The sequence below is a fragment of the Arthrobacter sp. Y3221048 genome (genome assembly GCF_059092685.1).
Genome location: NZ_JBNHHX010000003.1, coordinates 424,533 through 440,589, shown reverse-complemented (window position 1 = coordinate 440,589; position 16,057 = coordinate 424,533). Strand labels below are relative to the sequence as shown.

Below are 16,057 nucleotides of genomic sequence, written 5' to 3'. Positions count from 1 at the left end.
AATAACTTCCGCCCGCCATTGCGCCGGCTGTAGATAATGTCCGAATGAACCCAGCACGTCGACCGGGACCCGAACAGCGCCTGCCACGGCTGCGGCCGCTCCCGCCACACCTGCAGGCTTCCGCCTTCACGATCGAGGACGGCTTGAAATCGGGGCTGAGCAAGAGCCAGTTGCGTCATCACCGCTTCATCCGGATAAGCCGAGGCATCTGCGCCGTCCAGCCGGCTGGCCTCGATCTCGCAGCCCGCGTGCGGCCGTTCACGCGGGTCAGCGATTCCAGCGCCGCCTCACATGGCACCGCGGCACGCCTGTGGGGCTTTCCCGAACCTGCTGCCGCCGGCTTCGATCGGCGGTTTCATATCTCGCGCCCAAGCACCGGCGCATGGATGCAACGCCCCGGCGTGGTGGGTCACCGATCCGGGCTCGTTCCGGATGAAGTGGTTTACGTGGATGGACTGCGCATCACGACGCGCACGCGGACATGGCTGGACCTGGCCGAGGCCCTCGATCTGGGTGACTTGGTGGTGATAGCCGACTACCTCCTCCGCATTCCGCGGCCGGAGTTCGAAGGGCGCTTGGCCCCATTCAGCACCCGGGAGGAACTTGGGGCCATGCTGAGCCGCCACCCGGGAAAGCGGGGGCTGCGCAAGGCTCGTGCAGCCTTGGCTTTGGCCCGGGTCGGAGCCGACTCTCCGCCCGAAACCAGGCTCCGGCTGGCCATGCTGAGCGCGGGATTGCCGGAACCCGATGTGAACAAGCCGATCAGGGACGACGACGGCGCCATGCTGCACAGCCCGGACCTGTCCCTGCCTGAATACCGGATCGCCATTGAATACGAGGGCGAAGGCCACGGCGAGGCAGATCAAATCGCGCGAGACATTGAGCGGGCGGAACGGGCCCGGTCAGCAGACTGGGACGAAGTCCGGATCTCCAGACGGCACATGGCCAACGGCGCAGAGCGTGCGATCGAAAAAATCACCGCGGCGCTGCAGCGGCGTGGTTGGTCCGCGGAGCAAGCTGCCTGAGCTCACAACCGGCCCTCCCGCAGGGTGTTCTGGTGGCACCAGTACGACGCCGGTTGTGGCACCGAGGGCATTCTGCACGAGGATTCGCACGTGGCGACATGTGACCGCGGCAACGGCTGCAAGTCTTTAGGCAGCGAACCCGATGGAGAGGCCGACGAAACAGGCGACGAGGCACGACGCACGAGGCGGGTGTCCTGCCGGAATTGCTCCGGCAGGACACCCGCCTCGGTATTGAGTCAGCTGGCGTTACTACAGCACAGCCTGGCTGGTTTAGACGCCGACCTTGACTGCGTCATCGGTGGAGACACCGCGCCGCTTGTCGAAGACAGTAGCCCCGACTTCCTGTTCGGCCTGGTTGTTGATCGACAGATCGATCCCCGGGCGGTCGCGCAGGATCAGCACGGCGATGATGGAGATGATCGTCATGCCGAACAAGTACGCCGAGACGGAGCTGCTGGTGCCGGTGGAATTGATCAGTGCCTGGGCGATGGTCGGAGCGAACGCGCCGCCAAGAATCGCGCCCAGTGCGTAGGCGATCGAGACACCCGAGTAGCGCACCGAGGCCGGGAAGATCTCGCTGTACCAGGCCGCCTGCGGGCCATAGCTCAAGCCCAGGCCGACGCTGAAGATTGCCAGCGCGAAGTACAGCATCCCCAGCGAGCCGGTGTCGATCAGCCAGAACAGCGGGAAGACCGTCAGCAGCTGCGCGCCGAAACCAATCAGGTAGGTGCGCTTGCGGCCAATCTTGTCGGCCAGTATGCCAGCCAGGCCGGTGAAGATGAACCACATGGCCGAGGCGAACGTGATGGCCAGCAGCACGTCAGTGCGCTCCATGCCTACCGCTTCGCTGGTGGCGTAGCTGGGGATGAACCCGCCGGTGGCCATGTAGCCGGCGGCGTTGTTGCCGGCGAAGACCAGTGCGGCCAGGATGACCAGCAGCCAGTGCTTGCGGAACAGTTCGACGATGGGGACCTTCTGCTGCTGTTTCTTGTCGGCGATTTCCTTGAACACCGGGGACTCGTCCACCGAGCGGCGAACCATGTAGCCGACGGCGATCAACACGACGCTGAGCAGGAACGGAACGCGCCAGCCCCATTCAAGGAAGGCCTCGCCGGGGGAGATTACGCCGGTCATCAAAGTCATGACGCCCGAAGCGAGCAGCATGCCCAGCGGAACACCCAGCTGGGGGAAGGAGCCTGCGCGGCCGCGGCGGTCACGCGGGGCGTGCTCCACGGCCATCAGGACGGCTCCGCCCCATTCACCGCCGGCGGAGATGCCCTGCAGGATGCGCAGCGAGAGCAGCAGCACCGGGGCCAGGATTCCGGCCGTCTCATAGGTGGGCAGGACGCCGATCAGCGTCGTCGCTGCACCCATCATCATCAACGTGATGACCAGCATGGCGCGGCGGCCGAGCTTGTCGCCGTAGTGGCCGGCCAGGAAGGCGCCCAGCGGCCGGAACAGGAAGCTGATGCCAACGGAGGCGAAGGCAAGAAGCAGCCCGATGGATTCGCCGGCCGGCTCGAAGAACAGGTGCGCGAAGACCAGGCCCGCGGCCGTGGCGTAGATGAAGAAGTCGTACCACTCGATGGTGGTGCCGATGATGGTGGCAAACGCGACGCGACGCTGGTTCGCGGCGGACGATTGCCCGGAAACTGTAGTGCTCATAGTTGTCCTCTTGGGTCGGTCACGTCGAGGAGACCGGCGTGACCAGATGGGTGGAGCTAAGGCGGGCGGGAACGACGAGGCCGGGTTGTTCGGCCCGGGTCGTGTGGTTCCGCCACCGGGTCTGCTCAGCAGCCCGGCGATGCCCGCCGGTTGGGATCAGCCACCGTTCGGGGCAGAACGTTGAACGTGACAACCATTGTGACACGCCTCGCAATCGTCGGTAAACTTCAGATAACCGGCGAACTTCTTTGATTGGACTGAAGTACTGTGGTCGATTTCACCTTGCGCCAGCTTCAACTCTTCGCTGCCCTCCCGGACCATCCGACCTTGAGCTCGGCTGCCGCCAGCCTGAACATCTCGGAATCCGCGCTGTCGCAGGCAATCACGGCTTTGGAACGGGCCGCGGGTGAGCAGCTCTGCGTGCGGCGAAAGGCGCGCGGCCTCCAACTAACCCCGTCGGGCCAGTTCTTCGCGCAACGGGCTCGACTGCTGTTGCGCGATGCGGAAGCGCTGATCAACGACCTGTCAGGCGCAGCCGGCGAGCTCAAGGGACCCGTGCGGTTGGGGTGCTTTGCGAGCTTTGCCAGCACCGTCCTGCCCTCCGTGCTCGATCGCCTGCCCGAACAGTATCCGGGTATCAGCGTGGACGTCACGGTCGGTTCCCACGACGACCTGCTGCCCGCACTGGACGCCGGGCTGCTGGACCTGGCCATGGTTTACGACATGGAACTCCCGGCCGGGTACAGCCAGCGCACCATCTATCAGACCGAGTTGCAGGCGGTGCTGCCGCCGGAACATCCGTTGGCCGCGCAGCCAACGGTGGACTTGGCCGATCTCGCCGCCGAACCCCTGATCATGTACGAGTCGAGTCCGAGCACGGCCAACACGTATCGCGTCTTTGAGGAACGCGGCCTGCGCCCGTACATTGCCACGTCCATGCCGCAGGTCGTGCTGGTGCAGGCCTTGGTCGGGCGGGGGCTGGGGTACGCGCTGCTGATGTCCCGGCCGGCTGCCCCCGCCGTGACAGTCGAAGGCCTTCCGGTCGCGGTGCGGCCGTTGTCGCCGCCCGTGTCGCAGACCACGATGTGTGCGATCTGGCCGGACACCATGGTGCTCAGTCCCAGGGCCGAGGCGGTGCTGGGACATGCAGTGCAGGCACTGGGCAGCGGCGAAGGAACATTACCCCGCCGCCGCCTGCCTCATCCGGCGGCGATGCTATAGCGCTGCCGGCTGCAGTTTGGAGTAGCCCTTGAAGTCGAAACCGGGGTCGGCGGCCTGTTCGGGGGTGAGGGTGCAGCCGGCGGCGAGGAGGCGGCGGGCGGCCATGTGGTCGGCGGGCTGGTTGACGGATTCCACCGCGGCCAGGGTGCCGTTGCGGAAGCAGAACACGGAGAACTTTTCGTCGGCGGGGTCGCCGCGGAGCACGACGTCGTCGCCGGGAGCGACCAGGCCGGCGATCTGCAGGCGCAGCGGCCCCTGGTTGGACCAGAACCAGGGCAGATCCGCGTAGCCGCCGGGCTCGGCGCCGAGAATGGCGCGGGCGGCATGCCGGGCCTGGTCGGTGGCGTTCTGCACGGATTCGAGCCGGGTGCGGGCGCCGGCGTGGGCGTTGGGGAAGGACGCGCAGTCGCCGATGGCGTAGATGTCCGGGTCGGAGGTGCGCAGGGTGGCGTCCACGGTGATGCCGTTGTCCACCGCGAGTCCGGCGGCCGAAGCGAGCTCGGTGCGCGGGACGACGCCGACACCGACCAGGACCAGGTCGGCGGGGTAGCGATCACCGGTGGCGCTGACCGCGGCGGTGACGTGCCCGTCGTCGTCGGCGTCGAAGGAGGCGATGCCTTCGCCCAGGCGCAGGGTCACGCCGAGGCGCTGGTGGGCGGCGGCGAAGAACGCGCTCATCGTGGGGGTCAGGGCCCGGCCCATGGGCCGGTCGGCGTATTCGAGGACTGTGACATCCAGCCCGCGGGCGCGGGCGGCGGCGGCGAACTCCAGGCCGATAAAACCGGCACCGATGACGACGACGGAGCCCACCGTCTCGAGGCGGGCCTGCAGGGCCTCGGCGTCGGTGAGGGTGCGCAGGCCGTGGATGCCGGCCAGGTCGGCGCCGGGCACGCTCAGTTCGCGGTTGGCTGCCCCGGTGGCGAGCACCAGCTTCGTATATGGCAGGGTGGTGCCGTCATCGAGGGTGACGGTCCTGGCCGCCCGGTCGATCGAGGTGGCGAGCACGCCCAGGCGGGAGTCGACGTCGTTGGTGGTGAAGAATTTCTCCGGGCGAAGCGGGAGCGGGGCCGGGGTCTTCCCGGCGGCCAGGTAGTCCTTGGACAGCGGGGGCCGCTGGTAGGGGTGGTGCCGCTCGTCGCCGAGCAGGGTGATGGCACCGGTGTAGCCTTCCTTGCGCAGCGAATCCACCAGCTGGATGCCGGCCTGGCCGTTGCCAACGATGACGATGTTTTCCGGGCTGTTCATGGAGGGCCTTTCGGTAGGGGACGCGCAGTCGGGCGCAAACGGCCCGGTCAAGCCTGCACGTCGGGGAGGTCGACCTCGAGTTCGTCGAAGTGGTCGCCGGCGGTGAGTTGGCAGCCCAGCCGGCTGCGGGCTGCGTCGCGGGGAGACGCGGTGGTTTCGAGCATTTCCTCTTCGGCGGAGCCGATCTCCGGCAGCCCGTCCGCGTATTCGGGCCGGACGTAGACGTGGCAGGTGGCGCAGATTGCCTGGCCGCCGCACTCGCCAATGATGCCGTCCACACCGTTGATCACCGCCGCCATCATGACCGTCATGCCGGGTTCGGCGTCCAGCCTGTCGACGTTGCCGTCGGAGTGGTGATAGCGGATTTTCGCCAAGGTTCGTCTCCTCGATTCGGGCCTGAACCTTGATCGTAGGCCAGCAGCCCGGCCCAGCGGCCGGAATGCGCCGTGGCGGCTTCGGTCAGCATTGATTGCGGTTCGCCCAGACGGCCGCCGGCCGCACCCCACTGGCGTCGCTGCACCGGGCCACCGCCTGCGGAAACACTCAGATCTGGTCGTCGGGGACGTCGACCTCGATTTGCTCGAGGCCGTCGCCGACCGTGATCTGGCAGCCGAGCCGGCTGCGCGTTTCGTCGCGGGGGCCGGCGGTGCAGTCGAGCATTTCATCCTCGTCGTCGCCGATCTCGGGCAGGCCGTCGAGGTATTCGGGGCGGACGTAGACGTGGCAGGTGGCGCACATGGCCTGGCCGCCGCATTCGCCGACGATGCCGTCGACGCCGTTGGTGACGGCGGCGCGCATCAGGGAGGTGCCGGGGTCGACGTCGAGCACGTCCACGTTGCCGTCGGAGTGGTGGAAGCTGATCTTTGCCATGGGGGAATCGTCCTTGCTGTAGGCGTTGGTTTAAGGGAGTCGCGGGAGGGGCGCCCTGCGGGCCGACCCTTATCCCCAGAGCACCGGGAATTTAGTCATGCCGCGGAAGACCCAGCCGGCGTCGACCGGAGGGTTGTCCGGATCCAGGCGGAGGTTGGGCAGTTCGCGGAAAACCTGCGGCATGGCGATCTGCGCCACCGAAGCGCGTGCCACCCAGGCGCCGGCGCAGAAGTGGTTGCCGCCGCCGAAAGCCAGATGCGGTTTCTTCTCCCGGTTGATGTTGAAGGATTCGGGGTCCTCGAACACCGCCGGGTCACGGTTGGCGGCGCCGACGACGATGCCCAGCCGGGCGCCGGCCGGCAGTTGCATGCCCTCCACCACGGTGTCACGGGTGACCTCCCGCGGGTACATGCCGATGGGTGCCACCCAGCGCACGGATTCCTCGAAGGCGCGCGCGTACAGGGACTCGTCCGACAGCACCTGGGCCAACTGGTCCGGATTGGCCAGCAGCGCCCACACGGTGGTGCCCAGGACGTCACGCGGTTCGTTCAGGCCGCCGCCGATGGTCATCTTCATGTTCGCCCGGATGGCCTCAAGCGGGATCGGCATGGAGGTCAGGCCGGACAGCAGGCTGGAATCCGGGTTCTTGCGCAGGTAGGGCAAAATTTCATCGATCGCGTCGTCGACCTCGTTGTACGACTTTTCCGACTTGCTCCAGACGTCCGGGTCGTCGGCGTAGTTGCCGGTGCCGTCGATCATCGTCTGCGACCAACGCTGCAGGTCTTCCTGCGTGGCATTGTGGAAACCCATGATCAGCCGCAGGTTTTCCGCAGCGTACGGAGCGGCATACTCCCAGATGAAGTCGGCGCCCGGGCCTGCCGCCTTCAGCTGCGCCAGGTACTTGTCGCTGTTGGCCTGGAAAATGGCGTTCCAGTGCTCCTTGATGGCTTTGGGCCGCAGCACGTTCCCGTAGGATTTCCGGTCCACGTCGTGCTCCGGGTCGTCCTTGCGCAGCATCGAGTGGCCCATGGCCCGCTTCATGAGCGAATTGGTCTCGTCGGCGGAAAAACGCTCCTGGTCCTGCTCGATCACATGGCAGGCCTGGTAGCTGGTGACCATGTACCGGTTGACCGCGGGAACCCAATGCACCGGCGCTTCGGCACGCAGCTGTTGATAGATCGGATACGGGTTCCGATAGAGATCCGGGATGGTGACCCAATCCGCGGTGGGGACCGGGCGGGCTTCGGTAGCGGCGGTCATACTCGCTCTCCTCGTCGTGGCTGGTCCGGGGACGGTGTCCCGGATCCTTGCCGGCGGCTTCGCGCCCTTACCGGGCGTGAGGTCTGTCTCCTCAAAGTGTGACAGCAGACATATCCGCCGGTAAAGTTCATAAATAGGGGAAATATCCCCCGAAAAACTTTGATTTTGTTTTCGCAAGGCAGGAGGAGCTTTTGGTCCGGTACACGCTGCGGCAATTGGCGTACTTCGTAGCAGTGGCCGACGCCGGCACCATCGCGGCCGCTGCCGACGAACTGCATGTTTCGCAGACTGCAGTGGCTGCGGCAGTGAAGGAACTGGAACGTATCTTTGGCACGCAGCTGACGGTCCGCCGTAAGGCGCACGGTGTCAGCCTGACGCCGGCGGGGCGGCAACTGCATGCCCGCGCGGCGGCCTTCCTGCGCGAAGCCGAGGAGCTGGAGCTAAGCACCAGCAGCGGCGGGGGAGAGCTGGCCGGTCCGCTGGTGGTGGGCTGCTACCTGACCCTGGCGCCGACCGTCCTGCCCGAGCTGCTGGAGCGCTTTGCCGCCGAGCATCCGAAGGTACAGCTGGACTTCGTCGAAGGCACCCAGGATGCCGTGCAAGACAAGCTGTTCGCCGGGGAGCTGGACCTGGCCATCGTCTACGACATGGATCTGCGGCCCGGGCTGGAGTCGGCGCAGATCGACGCCATGCATGCCTACGCCCTGATGCCGGCCGACCATCGGTTGGCCGGCCAAAAAGCCGTAAACCTGGCCGAGTTGGCCGAGGAGCCGATGATCCTGCTTGATGCCCCGCCGAGCAGCCATCACACGATGTCGGTGTTCCGCGACGCTTCCGTGGTGCCGAGAATCCGATACCGCACCACCGACTTCGAACTGACCCGCTCGCTGGTCGGGCGCGGTATCGGCTACTCGGTTCTGGTGCAGCGCCCGTCCGGCGATGCCACGTATGAGGGCCGGAGCTTCACCGCGTTGCCGATCGAGCCGGCGGTCCGCCCTGTCGGCGTGAAGGTCGTCTGGCCCGAAGGGATCAGGCTGACCGACCGGGCCGCCGAGATGGTCCGGTATGCGGTCGAGGCCCATGCGCCCCGCCCCGGTGGGTCCGGCCGCTGATGCACCCCGCACCGCCAAAAGGGAGACCCCGATTGGCTTTCTTCAATCGCTGATGTGATCTAGGCTATAGCAGTGCCTCAAACATCCCTTTCACACCGGTTGCCTCAGCAAACGTCCGCACCCGTCATTTCCGCCCGGAACGTCGTGAAGACTTACGGCGATTTCAACGCCGTTGACGGCATCTCCTTCGAAGTCCCGGCGGGGGAGTCGTTCGGGTTGCTCGGGCCGAACGGTGCGGGCAAGTCCACGACCATGCGGATGATCGGCGGCGTTTCGCAGCGGACGTCCGGCGATCTGAGCATCATGGGTCTGGACCCGGACCGACACGGACCGGAGGTGCGGGCCCACTTGGGCGTCGTGCCGCAGCAGGACAACCTGGATGAAGAGCTGAAGGTCCGCGACAACCTGATTGTCTACGGCCGCTACTTCGGCCTGCCGTACTCCTACCTGCGGCCCAAAGCGGACGAACTGCTGGAGTTCGCGCAGCTGACGGACAAGGCCAAGGCGAAGGTCGATGCCCTCTCGGGCGGCATGAAACGGCGGCTGACCATCGCCCGTTCGCTGATGAACGACCCGAAGGTGCTGCTGCTCGACGAGCCCACCACCGGACTCGATCCGCAGGCGCGCCACATCCTGTGGGACCGGCTCTTCCGGCTCAAGGAAGCGGGGGTGACCCTGATCCTGACCACGCACTACATGGACGAGGCCGAGCAGCTGTGCGACCGCCTGATCGTGGTGGACAAGGGCAAGATCATGGCGGAAGGGTCGCCGGCCGCCCTGATCCGCGAACATTCCACCCGTGAGGTCCTGGAGCTTCGGTTCGGTTCCGAGCGAAATACCACCGTGGCGCCGGAGCTGGCCGGCATCGGGGAGCGGCTTGAAACGCTGCCGGACCGTGTCCTCGTCTATGCCGACGACGGCGAGGCGGCGCTCGAGCAGGTGTCCAACCGCGGCCTGCGCCCGATCACGTCCCTGGTACGGCGCTCCAGCCTGGAGGACGTCTTCCTCCGGCTGACCGGCAGGAGCCTCATTGACTGAGCAACAGCCCACGCAGGTGCCGGGCGGGCAGGACAAGGAGATCACCGCGCGCCCGGCCGAAGTACCACCGGCGCCGGTCCAGGAGTCCGGGGGAGCCGGAGCCGCTCCGGCCGCCGCGCCGGACGCCGCGGCCCCCGCGGGCGCGGTCGATACGCGCGCCCCGGAGGAGTTGTCGCTGCGCGAAGTCGATGCCCTGACACGGCCCGTCACCGGCCTGCGCTCGCCGCTGACCCCGCTGCAGTCGGCCGAACGCGCCCGGAACTTCGGCTCGGTCTACTTTCTGGAGCATTGGCTGCGGCAGTTGCGCGGCTACGGCTGGACGGTCCTGATGACGGCGGTCGGCACGCCGCTGGTTTACCTGTTTGCCATGGGCGTCGGGCTGGCCACGTTGGTGGACGCCAACACCAACGCCTCGCTCGACGCCGGAAACGGCCAGTCCGTACCGTACCTGGTCTTCGTGGCGCCTGCCCTCCTGGCGACCGCCGCGATCATGGTGGCCAGCGAAGAGAACACGTACTCGGTGATGTCGGGGTTCAGATGGCGCAAGACCTACTACGGCCCCAACGCCTCGCCCCTGCAGAGCCACCAACTGGTCAACGGGCACTCGATGGGAGTGCTGGCCCGGCTGCTGCTGACCACCGGATTGTATTTCCTCTGCCTGGTCATCTTCGGCGCGGTGACCGAGGCCACCGCCTGGCTGATGGTCATCACAGCGGCCCTGGGTGGGATGGCCTTCGGACTGCCGCTGATGGCGTACTCGGCCAGCATCGAAGAAGACCGCGGGCAATTCGCGCTGGTGCAGCGGTTCATCGTGATGCCGCTGTTCCTCTTCTCCGGCACGTTCTTCCCGCTGGAGGCCATGCCGCTGCTGGTCCGCTGGATCGGCTGGATCTCGCCCCTGTGGCATTCGACGGAACTGGGCAGGGTGCTCAGCTACGGCTATGTTGAACCGGCATGGCTGACCGTGCTGCATGTCGCCTACCTGGCCGTCCTCTGCGCGGCCGGCTGGCTCCTCGCGCGCCGAATCTATATCAGGAGGCTGGGCAAATGAGCCAGCACGTTCTCCCGCATCCGCCTCGGCTCGAGCCGGCGCGCCGCCCGTTAGGCTCCCTCTATGCCGGCAACGTCCGCGCGGTCTTCGCACGCGGCGTCAAGGCCACCTGGGGAACCAACTGGGCGATCATGGTCAGCGGCTTCGTCGAGCCGGTCCTCTACCTGGTGGCCATGGGCATCGGTTTGGGCTCGCTGATCGGCACCATCAGCGGGCCCGGCGGAACCGAAATCGGCTACGCGAACTACATAGCGCCGGCGCTGCTGGCCGTCTCGGCGATGAACGGCGCGGTGTACGACTCCACCTGGAACGTCTTCTTCAAACTGAACTTCGCCAAGCTCTACGAAGGCATGTTGTACACGTCCCTGGGACCGCTGGACGTGGCGCTCGGCGAAATCCTGCTGGCGCTGATGCGGGGAGCGCTCTACGCCACCGGCTTCACCGCGGTGATGGGCGCCATGGGGCTGATCACCTCGCCCTGGGCGCTGCTGATGATCCCCGCAGCCGTGGTGGTCGCCTTTGGCTTCGCATCGTTCGGCATGGCGATCACCAGCTACATGAAGACGTTCCAGCAGATGGACTGGATCAACTTCATCATGCTGCCGATGTTCCTGTTCTCCGCGACTTTCTACCCGCTCAGCGTCTACCCGGAGCCGATCCAGTGGCTGATCCAGGCCTTTCCGCTCTGGCACGGCGTGGAACTGCTGCGCCAGCTCAGCGTCGGCGCCTTCACTGCCGCCACGTGGATCCACATCCTGTACTTCCTGGTCATGATTGTGCTCGGGCTGATCTTGACCACGGGCAGGCTGCGCAAGCTCTTCCTGAACTGATCGCGGGCCGACGTGTGCCGGCCGGGCGCCGCCTTGTCCTGCCGGGGTTGCCACACGCTTAGGTGGCGTCAATGATGGAACGACCGTCCAAAGGCCTTGAACCAACGAAGGAGCTGGCACATGATCGGCAAGTGGCAGGCACTGGTGATCGATTGTCCGGACAGCGATGCACTGGCCACTTTTTACGAGGAGCTGCTGGGCATGATCCGGGTCCAACAGGACGACGACGGCTGGATCAGCATCGGGGACGCCCCGGACCGGCCGGCCATCGCCTTCCAACAGGTCCAGGATTACGAACCACCCCAGTGGCCGGGCCAGGAGCATCCCCAGCAGATGCATGTGGACGTCAGGGTCAGGGATTTGGACATCGCCGAGGAGCTGGTGCTCCAGCTTGGAGCCACCAGCATGGACTCGGGCAGCGAGACCTTCAGGGTGTACCTCGACCCGGCCGGACACCCATTCTGCCTGGTGCAGTGGTAGCGCGCTGAGCCGTGGGCGGACACGGCGCGCGGGAGCGCATGGATTTGAGAGAATAGGCCCATGCGATCAATTGGTCCCGAGTCTGCTTCCGTTTCGTCCGCCGCCCGCCAGCTGCCGTTCAAGGCCGGCAACATCAGCCTGGCCGTGCTGGTGCTTGTCTTCCTGGTCGCGGTGATCTTTGCCGCCAATGAGAACGACGTCATCGGCTGGATCGTCGTCGCCGTGTCGCTGGCATGGCTGGCCTTGGCCGCCTTCGTGGTGTTCAGCGTCCGCGGCGCCACCCGCAAGGCGAAGGAGAAGCTGGCCAATGTGCAGGCCGATTACGCCGGGAGGGTCAACCCCGCGCCCGGCGGCGGCACCGCCGTCGTCGAGGAAGAGATTTCCAAGGCGAACGCCGTGCGGGACGAAAAGCTGGACCACAGCTTCAAGATCATCCAGGTGCAGGCCAAAGTGATCCGCGACTACCGCGGCAAAGACGAGGGTATGGTTGACCGGGCGCTGGAGACGGTAGAGATCACCGCCCACAACGGCCGCGGCATGATCCGGAAGGAAGACGGCGGCGAAACCGTCAGCGGCACGGTTGTTGGCTGAACTGAAGGGTTGGGTAAGGTAGTCGGGTGACTTTGGCAACCGTTTCCCCCGCACCGACCACCTCCCGCGACGCAGCAGGCGGACTGATCCAGGCAGGCAAGACACTGCGGATCGCCAGCGTCAACGTCAACGGCATCCGCGCCGCCTACAAGCGCGGCATGGCCGAGTGGCTGGCGGTCAGGGACGTGGACATCCTGTGCCTGCAGGAGGTGCGGGCGCCGGACGCCGTCGTACGTGAGCTGCTGGGCAGCGACTGGCACATCCTCCATGCGGAAGCGGAGGCCAAGGGCCGCGCCGGTGTTGCCATCGCTTCCCGTGTTGAGCCCACCGCCACCCGCAGCCATATAGGCGATGAATACTTCCTCTCCGCCGGCCGCTGGGTTGAGGCCGACTTTGCGGTGGACGGCGCCGACGGCGAAAAGACCCTGACCGTGGTGAGCGCGTACGTCCATTCAGGCGAGGTCGACACGCCCAAGCAGGTGGACAAGTACCGTTTCCTGGATGCCATGTGCCGCCGGCTGCCGCAGTTGAAGGCCGAGCGGGACTACGCGCTGGTCGTCGGCGACCTGAACGTGGGCCACACCGAGCTGGACATCAAGAACTGGAAGGGCAACGTCAAGCGCGCCGGCTTCCTGCCCGAGGAACGGGCCTACTTCGACCGCTTCTTTGGCGAGGAGATCGGTTGGCGGGATGTGCACCGGTCACTGGCCGGGGACGTCAGCGGGCCCTACACGTGGTGGTCCTGGCGCGGCCAGGCCTTCGACAACGACTCCGGCTGGCGGATCGATTATCAGGTGGCCACCCCGTCACTGGCCGATCTGGCGACGGCCGCGGCGGTCGACCGTGCCGCCACCTACGACGCCCGATTCTCCGACCACGCACCGCTGGTCGTCGACTACCAGTTCTAGGAAGCACACCGATGAGCACAGGAACCACAGAACCCACAGAAACCGCCATGCCGGCCGCCGGGCAGACGGACCGGCCGCAGGCCGAGCGTCCCAGGCTTCTCTCCGGCATGCAGCCCTCCGCCGACTCGCTGCATCTGGGCAACTATCTGGGCGCACTCGTCAATTGGGTCAAGCTGCAGGACGAGTACGAAGCGTTCTACTTCATCCCCGACCTGCACGCCATCACGGTGGACTACGATCCGAAGGATCTGGCCCAGCGCACCAGGGTCACCTGCGCGCAGTACATCGCCGGCGGCATCGACGTCGACCGGACCGCGCTTTTCGTCCAGTCCCACGTGCCGGAGCACGCCGAGCTGGCCTGGGTCCTGAACTGCGTGACCGGCTTCGGCGAGGCATCCCGGATGACCCAGTTCAAGGACAAGACGCAGAAGAACGGCACCGACGCGGCAACCGTGGGGCTGTTCGCCTATCCGGTGCTGATGGCCGCGGACATTCTGCTGTACCGCCCCTACGGCGTGCCCGTGGGCGAGGACCAGCGCCAGCACCTGGAGCTGGCGCGGAACCTGGCCCAGCGGTTCAACCACCGGTTCGGGGAAACTTTCGTGGTTCCCGAAGCCGTGATCCCCAAGGAGGGGGCGAAGATCTACGATCTCCAGCACCCCACCGCGAAAATGTCCAAGTCGGCCGAGTCGACCGCCGGCCTGATCAACATTCTCGACAACCCGAAGCAGGCTGCCAAGAAGATCAAGTCGGCCGTCACCGACGACGGTACGGAGATCCGCTTCGACCGCGAGGCCAAGCCGGGCATTTCCAATCTGCTCACCATCTACTCCACGCTCACGGGCAAGACTGTCGCGCAGCTGGAGCAGGAGTACGAGGGCAAGATGTACGGTCACCTGAAGGTCGATCTGGCCGAGGTCGTCGTCGAGACGCTCGCCCCGGTCCAGGCCCGCGCCCAGGAGCTGCTGGACGATCCGGCCGAACTGGACCGGCTGCTGGCCCGCGGAGCCCACAAGGCCCGTTCAATCGCATCGGCTACACTCGCTGATGTGTACTCCAAGGTAGGGTTTTTGTCCGCCGGAGGCGGACGCTAGCCATGCACCAGCAGCACCAGGACAGCATCGCCCGTGTGGAACACGACGGCGATGCCGGCCGGGCTGCCCGGACGGCGGTCGGTTGCGTCGGCGTGGTCATCGGGGTCCCGGAGCCCATGGCCAGTGAGCTGGAAGGCTGGCGGGCGTCGTTCGGTGACCCGTTGGCCTCGGTGATACCGCCGCACATCACCCTGGTCACCACCACTCCGGTGCTGGATTGGGACGAAGCCGTCCATCACGTCCGCGCCGTGGCCCGTTCGCAGTCCCCGTTCACCCTCTCCCTGCGCGGCACGGGCAGTTTCCGCCCGGTTTCGCCCGTGGTCTACCTGAGCATCGACGAGGGCTTTGACGAGTGCGTCGAGCTGCACCGGAAACTACAGTCCGGGCCGCTGGACCGCGAACTTGAGTTCGGCTTCCACCCGCACGTGACCGTGGCCCACGACGTCAGCGAAGCCAGCATGGACTCGGCCGAAACCAAGCTTGCGGATTATGACGCCGCATTCCGGGTCAGTAGCATGGGGCTTTACGAGCACGACGAGACCGGTGTGTGGATACTACGGGAAGAGTTGACCTTTGGCGCCGGACCCGCAGGAGCACACTGAGGCAGCGCCGGATCCGCTGGAACGGCAGCAACTGTTACTCGCCGCGCTAAGACAGCGCCGGGAGGCTGGCCGCGCCAAGCGCGAAGAAGGCACCCTGAAAAGCCTGATGGCCGCGGCCAAGTACAGGCTCGCGAGGATCAACTCCTGGCGCCTGATGCGGGTCATGAATCTCTACGCCCTGAGGCATGGGCCGTTGCTGGCGGCCGGGTGTGCCTACAAGATGTTCTTCTCCGTAGCGGCAATGCTGGTGGCCGGTTTCTCCATCCTCGGCTTGGTGGCCGCCGGCAATCGCGACCTGCAGATGGCCATCATTCAGGTGGTAAACGATTTCATCCCGGGACTGATCGACACCGGGGACGGAGGCCTGGCCTCACCCCAAGAGCTTTTCTCGCAGGGCGAGGCTTTCGGGGTCAGCCTGATCATCTCCACCGCCGTCATGATCTGGACCTCGCTGGGCTGGATCGCCGGGCTGCGCACGGGGATGCGGGGCATCTTTGACCTGCCGCCGCTGGCCACGAACATCGTCCTGGTCAAGATCAAGGACAGCGGCACGCTGCTGATCGTGGCCGTGGCCTTGATCGTGACGTCGCTCGTTGCGGCCATAGCCAATACCGCGCTGGACCTGATCGTGGAATTACTCCGTATCGAAGGCGATGCCGTGGTTCCGCTGACCAGGATCGCCGGCATCGTGGTCATGCTGTTGCTGGATACGGCGGTTGCCGTGGTCCTTTTCCGCGTGGCGTCGGGGATCCGGATGCCACGCTGGGTGATGCTCCAGTCCGCCTTGCTCGCAGGCGCCGGCAGTACCGTGCTCAGGTACTTCTCTTCGACCCTCCTGGGCAACGTGGGCAGCAACCCGCTGCTGGCTCCTTTCGCCGTCATCCTGGGCCTGTTCGTGTGGTTCTACCTGCTCAGCCAGGTCTACCTGGTCGCCACCGCCTGGGGAGCGGTCGGTAAGGCGGACGCGCTGGCCAGGCAGGCCGCCGGGGGAGGTCGATCGCTGCGGCAGCGGGCATGGGGGCTGCGCCGGCGAAGGACCCTGCAGGAACCTTAAACGCCGATGGC

At 66.2% G+C, this 16,057-nt stretch carries 17 protein-coding genes; 12 read left to right on the top strand and 5 right to left on the bottom strand.

What is annotated here, in order from left to right:
• Positions 1–44: 44 nt before the first annotated feature.
• Entirely contained in the window at positions 45–1,025 is a 981-nt protein-coding gene (locus AC5RVS_RS10835; RefSeq protein ID WP_494108118.1) for a putative endonuclease domain-containing protein, read from the top strand.
• A gap of 270 nt (positions 1,026–1,295) precedes the next feature.
• On the opposite strand, the gene AC5RVS_RS10830 is transcribed toward AC5RVS_RS10835, so the two are convergent.
• The gene (locus AC5RVS_RS10830) at positions 1,296–2,690 is read right to left on the bottom strand and encodes an MFS transporter (RefSeq protein ID WP_493987873.1); all 1,395 of its coding nucleotides are present in this window, start codon (positions 2,688–2,690) and stop codon (positions 1,296–1,298) included.
• Positions 2,691–2,957: 267 nt separating this feature from the next.
• On the opposite strand from AC5RVS_RS10830, the gene AC5RVS_RS10825 reads away from it, so the two are divergent.
• A complete protein-coding gene (locus AC5RVS_RS10825) occupies positions 2,958–3,911 on the top strand; it encodes a LysR substrate-binding domain-containing protein (protein WP_494108117.1) in 954 nt (317 codons plus the stop codon).
• Here AC5RVS_RS10825 and AC5RVS_RS10820 read toward each other — a convergent pair.
• The 4 genes from AC5RVS_RS10820 to AC5RVS_RS10805 all read right to left on the bottom strand — a co-directional run bounded on the left by AC5RVS_RS10820 (position 3,906) and on the right by AC5RVS_RS10805 (position 7,286).
• Positions 3,906–5,156, bottom strand: coding sequence for an NAD(P)/FAD-dependent oxidoreductase (locus AC5RVS_RS10820; RefSeq protein WP_494108116.1), 1,251 nt, complete (start codon positions 5,154–5,156; stop codon positions 3,906–3,908). The genes AC5RVS_RS10825 and AC5RVS_RS10820 overlap by 6 nt on opposite strands.
• Before the next feature lie 47 nt (positions 5,157–5,203).
• On the bottom strand, positions 5,204–5,530 hold the full coding sequence (locus AC5RVS_RS10815) for a 2Fe-2S iron-sulfur cluster-binding protein (RefSeq protein WP_494108115.1): 327 nt from the start codon (positions 5,528–5,530) through the stop codon (positions 5,204–5,206).
• A gap of 169 nt (positions 5,531–5,699) precedes the next feature.
• Positions 5,700–6,026, bottom strand: a complete 327-nt coding sequence (locus AC5RVS_RS10810) for a 2Fe-2S iron-sulfur cluster-binding protein (RefSeq protein WP_494068255.1) — start codon at positions 6,024–6,026, stop codon at positions 5,700–5,702.
• Positions 6,027–6,095: 69 nt separating this feature from the next.
• A complete protein-coding gene (locus tag AC5RVS_RS10805; RefSeq protein WP_494108114.1) occupies positions 6,096–7,286 on the bottom strand; it encodes a cytochrome P450 in 1,191 nt (396 codons plus the stop codon).
• Positions 7,287–7,477: 191 nt separating this feature from the next.
• Here AC5RVS_RS10805 and AC5RVS_RS10800 point away from each other — a divergent pair, with 191 nt between their 5' ends.
• The 10 genes from AC5RVS_RS10800 (at position 7,478) to AC5RVS_RS10755 (ending at position 16,046) form a co-directional block, all read left to right on the top strand.
• Complete coding sequence (locus AC5RVS_RS10800) at positions 7,478–8,398, top strand: LysR substrate-binding domain-containing protein (protein WP_494108113.1); 921 nt, start codon at positions 7,478–7,480, stop codon at positions 8,396–8,398.
• Positions 8,399–8,497: 99 nt separating this feature from the next.
• The gene (locus AC5RVS_RS10795; RefSeq protein ID WP_494108391.1) at positions 8,498–9,436 is read left to right on the top strand and encodes an ABC transporter ATP-binding protein; all 939 of its coding nucleotides are present in this window, start codon (positions 8,498–8,500) and stop codon (positions 9,434–9,436) included.
• Positions 9,429–10,487, top strand: coding sequence for an ABC transporter permease (locus AC5RVS_RS10790; RefSeq protein ID WP_494108112.1), 1,059 nt, complete (start codon positions 9,429–9,431; stop codon positions 10,485–10,487). Before AC5RVS_RS10795 ends, AC5RVS_RS10790 begins: the two co-directional genes overlap by 8 nt.
• Entirely contained in the window at positions 10,484–11,317 is an 834-nt protein-coding gene (locus tag AC5RVS_RS10785) for an ABC transporter permease (protein ID WP_493987882.1), read from the top strand. The genes AC5RVS_RS10790 and AC5RVS_RS10785 overlap by 4 nt, the downstream gene beginning before the upstream one ends.
• Positions 11,318–11,437: 120 nt before the next feature.
• Positions 11,438–11,797 carry a VOC family protein gene (locus tag AC5RVS_RS10780; protein WP_493987883.1) on the top strand — a complete coding sequence of 120 codons (360 nt, stop codon included), beginning with the start codon at positions 11,438–11,440 and terminating at the stop codon, positions 11,795–11,797.
• A 60-nt stretch (positions 11,798–11,857) separates the two neighbouring features.
• Complete coding sequence (locus tag AC5RVS_RS10775; RefSeq protein ID WP_494108111.1) at positions 11,858–12,388, top strand: hypothetical protein; 531 nt, start codon at positions 11,858–11,860, stop codon at positions 12,386–12,388.
• A gap of 83 nt (positions 12,389–12,471) precedes the next feature.
• Positions 12,472–13,296, top strand: a complete 825-nt coding sequence (locus AC5RVS_RS10770) for an exodeoxyribonuclease III (protein WP_494108390.1) — start codon at positions 12,472–12,474, stop codon at positions 13,294–13,296.
• 47 nt (positions 13,297–13,343) lie between these two features.
• On the top strand, positions 13,344–14,390 hold the full coding sequence (gene trpS, locus AC5RVS_RS10765) for a tryptophan--tRNA ligase (protein ID WP_494108389.1): 1,047 nt from the start codon (positions 13,344–13,346) through the stop codon (positions 14,388–14,390).
• Positions 14,391–14,392: 2 nt separating this feature from the next.
• A complete protein-coding gene (locus AC5RVS_RS10760) occupies positions 14,393–14,992 on the top strand; it encodes a 2'-5' RNA ligase family protein (protein ID WP_494108110.1) in 600 nt (199 codons plus the stop codon).
• Positions 14,964–16,046 carry a YihY/virulence factor BrkB family protein gene (locus AC5RVS_RS10755; RefSeq protein ID WP_494108109.1) on the top strand — a complete coding sequence of 361 codons (1,083 nt, stop codon included), beginning with the start codon at positions 14,964–14,966 and terminating at the stop codon, positions 16,044–16,046. Before AC5RVS_RS10760 ends, AC5RVS_RS10755 begins: the two co-directional genes overlap by 29 nt.
• Positions 16,047–16,057: the final 11 nt, after the last annotated feature.